Here is a 12,999-nt window from a genome sequence, read left to right on the forward strand (position 1 = left end):
GACTGGCCGTCACGCTAATGCCTGAGGATGTCTTGTGATGAATGATTGTGTGTCCCATGCCCCTGTCGATTGCAGGGTAGAACCGACCACGCCGGCGTGGATGGCGGTGTTTTCCCTGGCGATGGGCGTGTTCGGCCTGCTCACGGCGGAGTACCTGCCGGCCAGCCTGCTGACGCCGATGGCCCTGGACCTGGGCGTGTCTCAAGCGTTGGCCGGGCAAGCGGTCACGGTCACGGCGGTGGTGGCCTTGTTCGCCGGGTTGCTGGTGCCTGGCCTGACGCGCGGTATCGACCGGCGCCTGGTGCTGTTGGGGTTCTCCACGCTGATGATTGCGTCCAACCTGCTGGTGGCGTTCTCGTCCAGCCTGTTGGTGCTGTTGTTGATGCGCATCTTGCTGGGCATTGCCCTTGGCGGTTTCTGGAGCATGGCGGCGGCGGTTGCGATGCGCCTGGTACCGGCGGCGTTGCTGCCCCGTGCCCTGTCGATCATCTTCAGCGGCATTGCGCTGGGTACCGTCGTCGCAGTGCCGTTGGGCAGCTACCTCGGCGGCCTGTACGGCTGGCGCAGCGCGTTTGTCGCTGCCGCCGCCGTTGGCGTGGTGACCCTGGCGTTCCAGCTGTTCACACTGCCACGCCTGGCACCCCGTGGCACCGCACGCCTGCGCACCGTGCTTGATGTACTGCTGCGCCCCGGCATTGCCGTGGGCATGTTCGGCTGCGTGCTGGTGCACACCGGGCACTTCGCGCTGTTTACCTACATTCGCCCGTTCCTGGAAAGCACCACCGGGGTCGGCCCCCAAGGGCTGGCACTGATGCTGCTGGGGTTTGGCGTGGCGAATTTTGTCGGCACGCTGCTGGCCGGGTGGTTGCTGGTGCGCAATCCCCGTGGAACCCTGGTGTTGATGCCGGTCCTGGTGGGCGTCGCTGCGTTGGCCCTGGTGCTGCTGCCGGCATCGCTGCCGGGCCAGGCGTTGCTCCTGGCGCTGTGGGGCATGGCCTTCGGCGGCGTGCCGGTAGCGTGGTCGAACTGGGTGGCGCGTGCGGTGCCGGATCAGGCGGAAAGTGCCGGTGGCATGGTGGTCGCTTCGGTGCAATCGGCAATCGCGGCGGGTGCCGCTGGCGGGGGTGCGATGTTCAGTGCCACCGGCATCGACGGGGTGTTTCTGGGCGCGGGTTGCTTGATGCTGCTGGCGGCGTTGTTGATCGCCCTGCGTGTGCAGGTACCCCGGCACGCTGAGGCGGGGAGTGTGACGCACCACCCGTCTTTGGTTTAGTCTCAAGCGCTTCGCTGATCGCAAACGCTGCTGGAGTCGTAAGCATGACCGAGTATGTACCCCCGAAAGTCTGGACCTGGGACACCGAAAGCGGCGGCACCTTCGCCAGCATCAACCGCCCGATTGCCGGCGCCACCCATGAAAAGACACTGCCAATCGGCAAGCACCCGTTGCAGTTGTATTCCCTGGCCACGCCCAACGGGCAGAAGGTCACCATCTTGCTTGAAGAATTGCTGGCCCTGGGGCACCGCGGCGCGGAGTACGACGCCTGGCTGATCAAGATCGGCGATGGCGACCAGTTCGGCAGCGGCTTTGTCGCGGTCAACCCGAACTCCAAGATCCCGGCCTTGATGGACCACAGCGGCGCCCAGCCGATTCGCGTGTTCGAGTCCGGCGCGATCCTGCAGTACCTGGCCGAGAAGTTCGGCGCGTTCTTCCCCACCGAGCCAGCGGCCCGCGCGGAGTGCTTGTCGTGGCTGTTCTGGCAGATGGGCAGCGCGCCTTACCTGGGCGGTGGCTTCGGGCATTTCTATGCCTATGCACCGAGCAAGATGGAATACCCGATCAACCGTTTTGCCATGGAGACCAAGCGCCAACTGGACGTGCTTGACCAGCGCCTGGCGGTGAGCGAATACATCGCCGGGGATGAATACACCATCGCCGACATTGCCATCTGGCCGTGGTACGGCGGGCTGGTCAAAGGCCGCTTGTATGGGGCCGCGGAGTTTCTGTCGGTGCATGAGTACAAACATGTACAGCGCTGGGCGGAGGCGATTGAAGCGCGGCCGGCGGTGCAGCGTGGGCGGCGGGTGAATCGGGTGTCGGGCGAGCCCCATGAGCAGTTGGCCGAGCGGCATGACGCAAGTGACCTGGACTGATTGAGTTCCACGTGTGGGAGGGGCGGGGCGAGGGTTCGACTTGCCCCTCCCACAGTTGGATGTCCTTATCTTCGATTTATTTGTAGCGCTGTTCGAACACCGCCACCTGTTCAGGCTTGATGAGCTCGAACGGCACCCACACCTCCGACTCGATCGGCTCGCCCTTGATCATCTTGATCGCAGACTGCACTGCCTGAGTGGCCTGGGCCTTGGGGTCCTGGAACACCGAGGCGGTGAGCATGCCTCGCTTGATCGCCGCCAAGCCGTCGGGCAAGCCGTCGATGCCGATAATCGCGATCTCACCCTTGGCCTTGCCCGCCTGTTGCAAGGCCATGGCCGCGCCAATCGCCATTTCATCGTTGTTGGCCACGATGGCATCGAACTGCGTGCCCGCCAGCAACCAGTTGCTGGTCAGGTCCATGCCCTTGCTGCGTTGCCACTCGGCGCTTTGCTGCTCCACCACCTTGATGCCGGGAAAGTCCTTGAGCACCTGCTTGGCGCCTTCGGTGCGGTCATGGGTGGCGTTCTGCGCGAGGTCGCCCATGATGATCGCCACATGGCCTTTGCCGCCGAGTTTGTCCGCGAGGTAGCGCATCTGCAATTGCCCGGCTTCGATATCGTTGGACGCCACGGTGACGACGCCCTTGGGCAAGGTGCGCTCATCCGGATGGCGGTTGACGTACACCAGCGGCGTCTTGGCCGCCACGGCGGCGCGGGTCATGTTGGCGGTGGCGGCGGTGTCCACCGGCAGCACGATCACGGCGTCGACTTTCTGGTTGAGAAAGCCTTCGACCTGGTTGAGCTGGCGCACCACGTCGCCCTGGGCGTCTTCGAACTGGATCTGCACGTCCTGTTGTTTAGCGGCATTTTCCAGGCCGGTGCGCACGTAGGTCATGAAATTATCGTCGACCCGCGCGATGCTCACGCCGATGCGATACGCGGCGAAGGTCCATTGGCTGAACAGCAGTAAAAACGCAGCAACAAGCAATGAATAGCGATGCATGAGGGTGTTCCTTTTATTGTTATAGGGTGAACGCTTGACGGAAACGCTCCAGGGCCAACTCACTGTCGCCGCTGGCCCAGCCTTCGAGGCCGACCACGCCGTTGTAGCCCATGGCGTGCAGGGCCCTGGCAATGGCCGGGTAGTGGATTTCGCCGGTGCCAGGCTCCTTGCGCCCGGGCACGTCGGCCACCTGGATTTCGCCGATGGCGCTGCCTGCGCGCTGGATCAGTTCGATCAGGTTTCCTTCGCCGATCTGCGCGTGGTACAGGTCCAGGTTCATCTTCAGGTGCGGGCTGCCCACCGCTTCGATCAGCGCCAGGGTGTCGTCGGCGCGGGCGAACGGAACGCCGGGGTGGTCGACCTCAGTGTTGAGGTTTTCCAGCAGGAACACGCGGCCGGCGTCTTCGCCCAGGCGCGCGATTTTTTCCAGTGTCTTGCACGCGCTCAGCCACATGCGCCCGGTGGTCTGGCCCACGGGCTGCACCGGCAGGCCGCCGTCACCCAGGCCGGTGCCGTGCAGGTTGAGGCTGGGGCAGTTCAGGCGCTCGGCGACGCCGATGGATTCGCGCGCGCTGTCGAGCAGTTGGCGGATGCCGTCGGGGTCGGTAAGGCTGCCGCTGATATAGCCGGTCATCGAGGTGAAATCGGCGCCGGTGGCGGCGAGGGCGCTGATGTCCTTGTGGGTCCAATTCCAGATCTCGGCGCTGAAACCCAGTGCGTGGATGCGCTTCACGCGCTCGATGAAGGGCAAGTCGAGAAACACCATCTCGGCACTGATCGCCAGTTTGAACGGGCTCATCAGCGGGCTCCCTGCACGGCCACGGCCCTGCCGGTTTCGAACGACTCGATACAGGCGCGGGCGATCGCCAGGGCGGCGCGCGCGTCTTCACCACTGGCCATGGGCTTGGCGCCGCTGCGCAAGCAGTCGACAAAGTGGTTGAGTTCGGCGATGTAGGCGTCGCGCAGCAGGTCGGTGTCCATACGCTGGGTGTCGGCCTGGATGCCCTGGGCCAGGTAGCGCACCAGGTCGGAGTCGTTGAGGCTGCCCATGCTCAGCATGCCGGCGCTGCCGAACACTTCGCCGCGCACGTCGTAGCCGTACACTGCCTGGAAGTTGGCCTCGGCGGTGGCGATGGCGCCGTTGTCGAAGCGGATCGCGACCACGGCGGTGTCGAGGAAGCCTTTGCTTTTGTACTCCGGCGCGATCAGTGCGTCGGCCATCACATACACCTGCACCGCTTCGGCACCGGGGTTGAGGTAGCGCAGGGTGTCGAAGTCGTGGATCAGGGTTTCCAGGAAGATCACCCATTGCGGCGAATTGGCCGGGTTATTGAGTGCCGGGTCGCGGGTCAGCGAGCGCAACAGCTGCGGCGTGCCGATGCGGCCGGCCGCCACGTCGAGGTGGGCGGTGCGGAAGCTCTTGGCGAAGCGCCGATTGAAACCGACCTGCAGCGGCACGCGCGCATCGGCCGCGGCGGCAATGGCGCGGTCGGCTTCGTCGAGGGTGATGGCCATGGGTTTTTCGCAGAAGATCCCCTTGCCGGCGCGAGCGGCGCTGATCACCAGTTCGGCGTGGCTGCGGGCGGGGGCGGCGATGAGGACGCCGTCGATGTCCGGGTCGTCGAGCAACTGCTGCGGGTCGGTGTAGACCTTGTCCACCCCCAGTTCGGCTGCCAGGCGTGCGGCTTGGCCGGGAGTGGGGTCGGCGATGGCGGCGAGGGTCGCGCCGGGGATGTGTCGCGCAGCGGTCAAGCCGTGGAAGCTTCCCATGCGACCAGCACCGATCAAGCCCAGGCGGATGTTCTGTGTACTCATGAAATGACCCCTTTTTATTGTTGGCCGCAGGACAGCCCTGACTGGCAAAGGGGCAGGAGCAAAGGTTATGCCAATTTATAAGTAACTGATAATTAACAGTTTATAAAATACAATAAACAAAATGTGTTCATTCTGATGACATGCCTATACTGACATGTCAAAAACATGAACATGGGTACCTCACGATGAGCATGGCGTTCAGCATGCAAGACCTCGACTACCTGACGGCCCTGGGGCCGGCGGCGCTGAACGACGGCCCCATTGCCGCGCTGGAACACGCGTGGCGCGCGTGCCTGGCCGGTCAGGTGCAGCGCCCGGTCGAGGTGCGCCAGGTGATCTGGGACTCGTGGCGGCGCAGTGTCGATGCTGGTATCGACCCGCAGGACAGCCAATACCGCTTCGCCGCCGCCGACACGCTGGCGACCACCCTGGCCAGCCACCGCGTGCTGATCGCCGCCGCCGCGCAAGTCATGCACGGCTTGTTGGCCTACAACCCTCGCGGCCATATCAACCTCACCGACGCCGACGGCATCACCCTGTATTTCTGCGGGCTGGACATCACCCCCGTCGGCAGTCGCCTGCTCGAATCAGTCCAGGGCACCAATTGCACCGGCCTGGCCCTGGCCGAAGACCGCCTGGTGTACGTGCTGGCCGAGGAGAACTTCGGCAGTGGCCTGCGCCAACGCCGCATGCACTGCGCCGCCGCGCCGATCAGGAATGCCCAGGGCCAGACCCTGGCGATGCTGACCCTCACTGCCGAGCCCGGCTGGTTTCACTTTCACACCCTCGGCACCGTGCAAGCCGCCGCCGAAGCGGTCTCTCGTCAGATGGCCCTGCAAGCGCTGTTGGAAGAGCAGCAAACCGTGCTCGAAGTCCTCAACGAGGGCCTGGTGGTGCTCGATGAGCGTGGCTGCATCAAGGCGCTCAACCGTTATGCCCGGCAACTGTTCGGAGTGGGGCTGGAACTGATCGGCAGCCCGTTCCAGCGCCTGGGCCGCAGTGAGTTGAGTGACGCCATTCTTCTACGCGGCGGTGAGTCGGTGCGTGACCTCGATTGCACCTTCCACCTGCACGACCGCAGCCAGCTCGCCTGCCTGGTCTCGGTGTGCCCGTTGGAGCAGGGCGGGGTGATCGTGTCACTGCGCGAGAACCGCCGCATCCGCGAAATCACCCGGCGCATCATCAGCACCCAGGCCCGCTATACCTTCGACACCATCCAGGGCACGTCGCGGGCGATCCAGGACGCGCTGCACCTGGGGCGTATCGCCAGTCGCAGTGAATCCACCACCCTGATCCTCGGCGAAAGCGGCACCGGCAAGGAACTGTTCGCCCAGGCCATCCACAACGCCAGCGACCGCGCCAACGGCCCGTTCGTGGCGGTCAACTGCGGCGCGATCCCACGCGATCTGGTGCAAAGCGAGCTGTTCGGGCATGTCGAAGGCGCATTCACCGGCTCGGCCCGTGGCGGGTCGGCGGGCAAGTTTGAACTGGCGGATGGCGGTACGATCTTTCTGGATGAGATTGGCGATATGTCCTTCGACGCTCAGGTCAGCCTGCTGCGCGTATTACAGGAAGGCGAGATCACCCGCGTCGGCGCGAAAAACTCACGGCAGGTGGACGTGCGCATCATCGCCGCGACCCACCGCAACCTTAGCCAGGCGGTGGCCGAAGGCGCGTTCCGTGAAGACCTCTACTACCGCCTCAACGTACTGAACCTGACCGTACCGCCGTTGCGCATGCGCCGTGAAGACATCCCGTTGCTGGCGCGGCACTTCCTTACACGCTGTGCTCGTTCGCTGCGTAAAGCGGTGCAGGGCTTTGCCCCGGATGCGCTGGAATTGCTCTCGGCCTACGCCTGGCCGGGCAATGTGCGCGAGCTGGAAAACAGCATCGAGCGCGCCACCAACCTGGCGACAGGCGAGTGGATCCAGGCGGCCGATCTGCCTCTGGAAACCAGACCGCGCGCCACGCTGCGCCACCACGAACCTCAGCCCGCCCAGGACCTGAGCAGCCACGAAATGCACGCCATCGTCGCCACGCTCAAAAGCACCGGCGGCAACATCCGCCTGGCCGCCCGGCAACTGAACGTATCGCGGGGTGGGTTGTACAACAAGATGAGTCGATTCGGCCTGAATGCCGGCGATTTTCGCGGCGCGTAAATTCAAAATGTGGGAGGGGCAAGCCCTAATGCCGTTCAGTTAAGGCTTTTTTGTAGGAGCGAGCTTGCTCGCGAAAAACGTCAACGATAACGCGTGTTTCCTGAATCAACGCGGCGCCTGTGAGTTTTTCGCGAGCAAGCAGCCTAAGCGAGGTGCCGAGTGGTGGGGCAAGAGCCCTTTTGGTTACTTTTGGGGCTCTTTTCCAAAAGTGACCCGCTGTAAGAGCGGAACCCTAAGCAGCCGTTACCGCAGCAACGGATATGTACTCGGTCAAATCCAACCACATGGTCGGCCCGAAGGCCGCCACGGAAACAAGCCCCCTCCCACATTGATTGCGTGACTATTCGGAATAGACGGGGTAGTCGATGTAACCCACCTCCCCCCCACCATACATCCCCTCTTCTCGCAGCGGATTCAACGGCCAGCCGTTGAATAGCCGCTGCGGCAGATCCGGGTTGGCAATGAACGGCCGTCCGAAGGCAATCAAATCCGCCAGCCCGGCTTCCACCAGTTTCGCGCCGCGTTCAGCGGTGTAACGACCGGCATAGATAATGCGGCCGCTGAAGGTGCTGCGCACGGCTTCACGGAAGGTGTCGGGCAACACGGGGGCGTTGTCCCAGTCGGCTTCGGCGATGGAGACATAGGCGATGCCCGAGGCTTGCAGCACCTTGATCGCTTCGATGTAGGTGTGATGCGGGTCTTCTTCCACCAGGCCGATATACACACGGTCCTCATCGGTACCGCTGAACAGCGGCGAAAAACGCACGCCCAACCGTTCCGGCCCCACCACCTTGCACACCGCCTCGACGATCTCACGCAAAAAGCGCAGGCGATTATCCAGTGAGCCGCCGTATTCGTCGTCACGCTGGTTGGCGTGGGCCGAGATGAACTGGTTGACTAGGTAGCCGTTGGCCGAATGAATCTCGACCCCGTCAAACCCTGCGTCCAGTGCATTGCGTGCCGCCTGGGCGTAGTGCTGGACCAGTGCCTTGACCTCTTGGGTGGTCAACGCACGGGGCACCGGCGGTTGCATCAGCTCGCCCACACCCGGCCCGGTTGCGATAAAGGCTTTGGCTTGCTCGGCTGCCAGTGCGGACGGCGCAACCGGTGCGGCGCCGTCGGGCTGCAAGGCGTTATGGGACACGCGGCCCACGTGCCACAACTGGGCGAAGATGACCCCGCCCTCGGCGTGCACGGCGTCGGTGACTTTGCGCCAGCCGTCAATCTGCGCGGGGGTGTAGATGCCTGGCGTCCAGGCGTAACCCTGGCCACGCGGTTCAATCTGCGTGCCTTCGCTGACCATAAAGCCGGCCGTCGCGCGCTGGCGGTAATACTCGGCCATCAGGTCGGTGGCGATATCGCCGGGTTGCGCGCTGCGCTGGCGTGTCAGGGGCGGCAGCACCACACGGTTGTTCAGGGTGTGATGCCCCAGTGAAATCGGGGTACTTAAAACAGAGTGGGTCATTCGAGAACTTCCAAATTGAGGACAAGCGAAGGCATTGGCGACTCCAGGGAGTCGCCAAGCCATCCAGCGTGTCAGGGGTTTAAGCGGTGAGTTTCAGCAGGGCCTTGGCCACATCACTGGAGCTGGCAGGGTTCTGCCCGGTGACCAGCAAACCATCTTCGAGGACAAAGGACTGCCAATCCGCGCCCTTTTCATACTTGCCGCCCAGGGCCTTGAAATCATCTTCAATCAGGAACGGCACCACATCGGTCAAGCCCACCGCCTTCTCTTCCGAATTGGAGAAGCCGGTGACGCGACGGCCCTTGACCAGCGGCTCGCCATTGACCGCCTTGACGTGACGCAAGGCACCCGGCGCGTGGCAGACAAAGCCGATAGGTTTGCCGGCCCGCTCGAAGGACTCGATCAGGGCGATGGAAACCGGCGACTCCGCCAGGTCCCACAGCGGGCCGTGGCCACCTGGGTAGAACACGGTGTCGAAGTCGTCAGCGTTGACCGTGTCCAATTTGACCGTGTTGGCCAGGGCCTGCTGCGCAGCCGGGTCGGCGGCAAAGCGGCGGGTTTGTTCGGTTTGTGCATCGGGTGCGTCACTGACCGGGTCCAGGGGCGGCTGGCCGCCGGCCGGGGATGCCAGGACCACCTCGACCCCGGCGTCCTTGAACGCGTAGTACGGCGCGGCAAATTCTTCGAGCCAGAAGCCGGTCTTGCGGCCGGTGTCGCCCAGTTGGTCGTGAGAGGTCAGTACCATTAATACTTTCATGTTCCAGTGCCTCGATCGATGTGAATGTCAGTGTGTTCAGGGCAACCCAACATCTGTCGGGTCAGCCACAGCGCCTGATCAAAAGGCGCAGACGTACGGGTGATCTTGTTCATGACGCTGGTGCCCAGCCATAACGCATACAGCTGATGGGCGAGATCCCTTGGGCTGTGTTCAAGCACCAGGGAACCGTCTTCAACGCCGCGCTGCATGGCCTCGGCGAGCATTTGGATAGTGCGCGAGGTGCCACGATGCAGCGCCAATCGCATGGGCTCTGAAAGGTCTGACACCTCCGCACCGAGTTTGACGGCAAGGCATTTGCCTGCATCGGTGCAGCCGGTCTGGTTGTCGATCCAGGCTTGCCAATAGCGCATCAACTTGGCCTGCTGGGATAACCCCGGCTGGGCGAAGAGTTGCGCCATTCCCTGCACGTAGCGATCAAAGTAGGTGTCAAGCAAGACGACACCAAATGCATCCTTGGAATCGAAGTAGTGATAAAACGAACCTTTGGGCACATCGGCGGCTTGCAGTATTTCGTTCAACCCCACGGCGGAAAACCCTTTGCGGCCCACAATCGATTGCGCCGTCTCCAGAATGGTCTGCCGTGCACTTTTGGTTTCGCTGTTCATGCTTCACTCCGCCCGATTAGACCAGTCGTCTAGTGCGTGGAGTGAATGTTAGGAGCCGAGCCTTACGCTCACAATGTCATATCCGCAAGGATTCCGGACACGCTGCAAAGGCGGTTGCCGTTTTCCCGGCAGCCACCGACAATCCCTTCTCCCACGCCCCAGGAGACATGCGATGCACAGCGTTGCGCTGATGGTTTACCCGAACTTCCAATCCTTGAGCCTCAGCCTGGGCTCGGTGTTCGAGTGCGCGAACCTGCTGCGTGGTGAGCCGGCCTATGAGTTTCACCTGGTGTCGGAAAGCGGCGGCGCGGTGATGACGTCCCAGGGGTTCTCGGTCAATACCACGCCGATTCGGCCCGAAGGCTATGACACCCTGATCGTCAGCGGTTACCTGGAATTTCGCCTGCCGGAAGCGAACCTGCTGGCGCTGGTCAAGGCTGCGTCGCTGCAATCGCGGCGGATTGCCTCGCTGTGCACGGGCATTTTCGTGCTGGCCGAGGCTGGGTTGCTGGAAGGCAAGCGCGCCACCACGCACTGGATTCATGCGCCGGCTTTTCGCAAGCGCTACCCGGCTATCCAGTTGGAAGACGACAAGCTGTTCATCGTCGACGGCCAGATCTGGACCGGTGCCGGCATGAGCGCCGGGGTCGACCTGGCGTTGGCGATGGTGGAAAACGACCTGGGCAGCGACCTCGCCCGGCGCATCGCGCGCAAGCTGGTGATTGCCCAGCGTCGCGGCAGTGAACAATCGCAGTTGTCCGCCTTGCTGGAACTGGACCCCAAGTCCGACCGCGTGCAACTGGCCCTGGCCTACGCGCGTGAGAACCTCACCCACGATCTGTCCGTGGACGCCTTGGCCGACGTCGCCCGTCTGAGCCCGCGCCAGTTCAGCCGGGTATTTCGCGAAGAAACCGGGCAGACGCCGGCCAAAGCCATCGAAGCCCTGCGCGTGGAAGCCGCGCGGGCGATGATGGAAACCAGCCGTCACCCCGTGGAAGTGGTGGCGCGCGAAACCGGCTTCGGTGATCGCGAGCGCATGCGCCAGGCGTTTCTACGTGCTTTCGGGCAACCGCCCCAGGCGATGCAACAGGCGCTGTTCAATACGCGTGCCTAGCGGCAGTGGTAAGGGCTTTCGCTCTTGAGTTCTTCCCCGGTTTTGAGGTCACGGATGGTCACCGTGGCTTTCGGGAAGTTCTGGCAGAACATATTGCGCGAGGAATAGATAGCGCTGCCGTGGCTGGTCATCACCATGTTGATCGGAGCGCCCGAGGCGTCGACGGCCGTGACATCGTAGTCACCCGACATCGTTACGCAACCGCCCAAGCTCAGCAGCAGCGCAGCGCCAACGAGGTATTTGGAAAAAGACACTGTGTGCATTTCGCATCCTTGTGAAATTAAGGGCCAGAACGGCCAGCGAGATTAGGAACAGGCCGCCGCGTTTAAGTTCAACATTGTGTTCAATGCAACGCCGCCCGGGTAATCAGGTAACTGGTCAACTGCGGGTCATCGTCCAGCTCGATGGCCTGCACCGGGCGTGGCAGGTTATCCAGCACCGTACGCCAGAATGCCTGGGACACTTCATCCTGGTCATAGAAACGCACCAGCCAATCGGCCTCGCCGCTGCACAGCACCTGGGTGGCGATCGCGCTGCCGATGCCCTTGCGACGATAGCGCTTGAGAATAAACAGGTCGGCCAGTTCCAAGGCATGGATGCCCGGCACTTCGCTGCCCTCGATCAGCAGGAAGCCGGCGATATAACCGTCGACCAGCAACAGGTTGGCGCTCCATTGCGGGTCTTGCCAATAGCGGTTCAGGTGTTCGTCATGGATGTAGAAACGACCGTCCGCCTCGACATCTTCCTGCTCCCAGTCCGACGACTCGTAGGCGTAGTACTGGTAAAGATTGCGGATCAACTCGGATGCTTCGGGGCCGGTCTGGATCAATTCAACGGTGGTTTCAGGCATGGGGCTCTCGGTGAAAAAAAACAGGGCGCCATTGTTCACAAAACCCCGCCCCAGTCCAATAGCGGTCTCCACCTTTCTACTTGCTGAACCGATTGCAAATAGCGATTGCATTGGCCGAATTCTTGAAACATTTGGAATAAACTTCGCCGACTCGCCCGTTATTCTCAAGGACACCTATTTTGACCAACGTCTGTTCCGCCGGCCTGGATGTGGGCTTCGCCTCTCTGGATTACCTGCAAATCTTTATCCTGGGCGTGATCCAGGGCATTACCGAGTTGTTACCGGTGTCGTCCACCGCCCACATGCGCGTGATACCCGCCCTGCTCGGCTGGCAAGATCCGGGCTCGGCGTTTTCGGCGGCGATGCAGTTGGCGGCGCTGGCTGCGGTGGTCAGTTACTTCTGGCGCGATGTGCACCAAGTGACCACCGGCAGCATCGGCGCGGTACGCCGGGGTGACTACAACGACCGCTGGTTCAAGCTGGCTGTGGCGATTGTGCTGGCGACGATCCCCATCGGCATTGCCGGCCTGGCGCTGTCCTCGACCTTGAATGCCTGCAACTCGCCGTTGCGCGGGCTGATGGTGATCGGCATTTCCTGCGTGGTGATGGCGGTGTTGCTGGCGGCGGCCGAGCTGCGTGCCCGGCATACACGGGACGTCAGCCAGATGCGCCTGCGGGATGCGTTGATCGTCGGTGTCGCCCAGATCGGCGCGTTGATTCCAGGCGTATCGCGTTCCGGCTCGACCCTCACCGCAGCCCTGTTCCTTAACTTCAAACGCGAAGAAGCCGCGCGCTTTTCCTTCCTGCTGGGCCTGCCGGCCATCGCCCTCGCCGGCCTGAAGGAGCTGTGGGTGCTGCTGCACGCCGACATGCCCGCCCACGCCTGGCCGCATTTGCTGTTTGGGCTGGTGGTGGCCAGCGTGTCGGCGTTCTTTGCGATCTGGGGCCTGATGAAGTTCCTGGAGCGCTTCTCCACCTGGCCCTTTGTGATCTACCGCGCGCTGCTCGGGGTGTTCCTGATTGTGGCGGTCAGTACCGGCTTGCTGAGCTGACCCGAGG

At 62.9% G+C, this 12,999-nt stretch carries 13 protein-coding genes; 5 read left to right on the forward strand and 8 right to left on the reverse strand.

Annotated features, from left to right (window positions below; translation table 11 throughout):
- Positions 1–37: 37 nt before the first annotated feature.
- The gene (locus tag A7317_RS10500; protein ID WP_069075737.1) at positions 38–1,273 is read left to right on the forward strand and encodes an MFS transporter; all 1,236 of its coding nucleotides are present in this window, start codon (positions 38–40) and stop codon (positions 1,271–1,273) included.
- A 44-nt stretch (positions 1,274–1,317) separates the two neighbouring features.
- Positions 1,318–2,151, forward strand: a complete 834-nt coding sequence (gene yghU / locus A7317_RS10505; protein WP_069075738.1) for a glutathione-dependent disulfide-bond oxidoreductase — start codon at positions 1,318–1,320, stop codon at positions 2,149–2,151.
- A 76-nt stretch (positions 2,152–2,227) separates the two neighbouring features.
- Here yghU and A7317_RS10510 read toward each other — a convergent pair whose 3' ends face one another.
- Genes A7317_RS10510 through A7317_RS10520 form a run of 3 tightly spaced genes read right to left on the reverse strand, consistent with a single transcriptional unit; the run spans position 2,228 to position 4,969 of the window.
- Entirely contained in the window at positions 2,228–3,154 is a 927-nt protein-coding gene (locus tag A7317_RS10510; RefSeq protein WP_069075739.1) for a sugar ABC transporter substrate-binding protein, read from the reverse strand.
- Positions 3,155–3,173: 19 nt separating this feature from the next.
- On the reverse strand, positions 3,174–3,953 hold the full coding sequence (locus A7317_RS10515) for a TIM barrel protein (RefSeq protein ID WP_024074776.1): 780 nt from the start codon (positions 3,951–3,953) through the stop codon (positions 3,174–3,176).
- Positions 3,953–4,969, reverse strand: a complete 1,017-nt coding sequence (locus A7317_RS10520; RefSeq protein ID WP_069075740.1) for a Gfo/Idh/MocA family oxidoreductase — start codon at positions 4,967–4,969, stop codon at positions 3,953–3,955. The genes A7317_RS10515 and A7317_RS10520 overlap by 1 nt, the downstream gene beginning before the upstream one ends.
- Before the next feature lie 185 nt (positions 4,970–5,154).
- Here A7317_RS10520 and A7317_RS10525 point away from each other — a divergent pair, with 185 nt between their 5' ends.
- Positions 5,155–7,128 carry a sigma-54 interaction domain-containing protein gene (locus tag A7317_RS10525; protein ID WP_069075741.1) on the forward strand — a complete coding sequence of 658 codons (1,974 nt, stop codon included), beginning with the start codon at positions 5,155–5,157 and terminating at the stop codon, positions 7,126–7,128.
- Positions 7,129–7,468: 340 nt separating this feature from the next.
- Here A7317_RS10525 and A7317_RS10530 read toward each other — a convergent pair whose 3' ends face one another.
- The 3 genes from A7317_RS10530 to A7317_RS10540 form a co-directional block, all read right to left on the reverse strand.
- Positions 7,469–8,593, reverse strand: a complete 1,125-nt coding sequence (locus A7317_RS10530; protein ID WP_069075742.1) for an alkene reductase — start codon at positions 8,591–8,593, stop codon at positions 7,469–7,471.
- Between the two features lie 79 nt (positions 8,594–8,672).
- On the reverse strand, positions 8,673–9,350 hold the full coding sequence (locus A7317_RS10535) for a type 1 glutamine amidotransferase domain-containing protein (RefSeq protein ID WP_069075743.1): 678 nt from the start codon (positions 9,348–9,350) through the stop codon (positions 8,673–8,675).
- Complete coding sequence (locus tag A7317_RS10540) at positions 9,347–9,976, reverse strand: TetR/AcrR family transcriptional regulator (protein WP_069075744.1); 630 nt, start codon at positions 9,974–9,976, stop codon at positions 9,347–9,349. The genes A7317_RS10535 and A7317_RS10540 overlap by 4 nt, the downstream gene beginning before the upstream one ends.
- A gap of 172 nt (positions 9,977–10,148) precedes the next feature.
- Between A7317_RS10540 and A7317_RS10545 the strand changes: the two genes are divergently transcribed.
- Complete coding sequence (locus tag A7317_RS10545; RefSeq protein ID WP_024074788.1) at positions 10,149–11,090, forward strand: GlxA family transcriptional regulator; 942 nt, start codon at positions 10,149–10,151, stop codon at positions 11,088–11,090.
- Here the strand turns inward: A7317_RS10545 and A7317_RS10550 are convergent.
- Both A7317_RS10550 and A7317_RS10555 read right to left on the reverse strand, forming a co-directional pair.
- Positions 11,087–11,353, reverse strand: coding sequence for a hypothetical protein (locus A7317_RS10550; protein WP_069075745.1), 267 nt, complete (start codon positions 11,351–11,353; stop codon positions 11,087–11,089). The genes A7317_RS10545 and A7317_RS10550 overlap by 4 nt on opposite strands.
- Positions 11,354–11,433: 80 nt before the next feature.
- Complete coding sequence (locus A7317_RS10555; protein WP_041161159.1) at positions 11,434–11,940, reverse strand: GNAT family N-acetyltransferase; 507 nt, start codon at positions 11,938–11,940, stop codon at positions 11,434–11,436.
- A 179-nt stretch (positions 11,941–12,119) separates the two neighbouring features.
- Here A7317_RS10555 and A7317_RS10560 point away from each other — a divergent pair, with 179 nt between their 5' ends.
- Entirely contained in the window at positions 12,120–12,992 is an 873-nt protein-coding gene (locus A7317_RS10560) for an undecaprenyl-diphosphate phosphatase (protein WP_024074786.1), read from the forward strand.
- Positions 12,993–12,999: the final 7 nt, after the last annotated feature.

It is taken from the genome of Pseudomonas fluorescens (assembly GCF_001708445.1).
GTDB lineage: Bacteria > Pseudomonadota > Gammaproteobacteria > Pseudomonadales > Pseudomonadaceae > Aquipseudomonas > Aquipseudomonas gorinensis.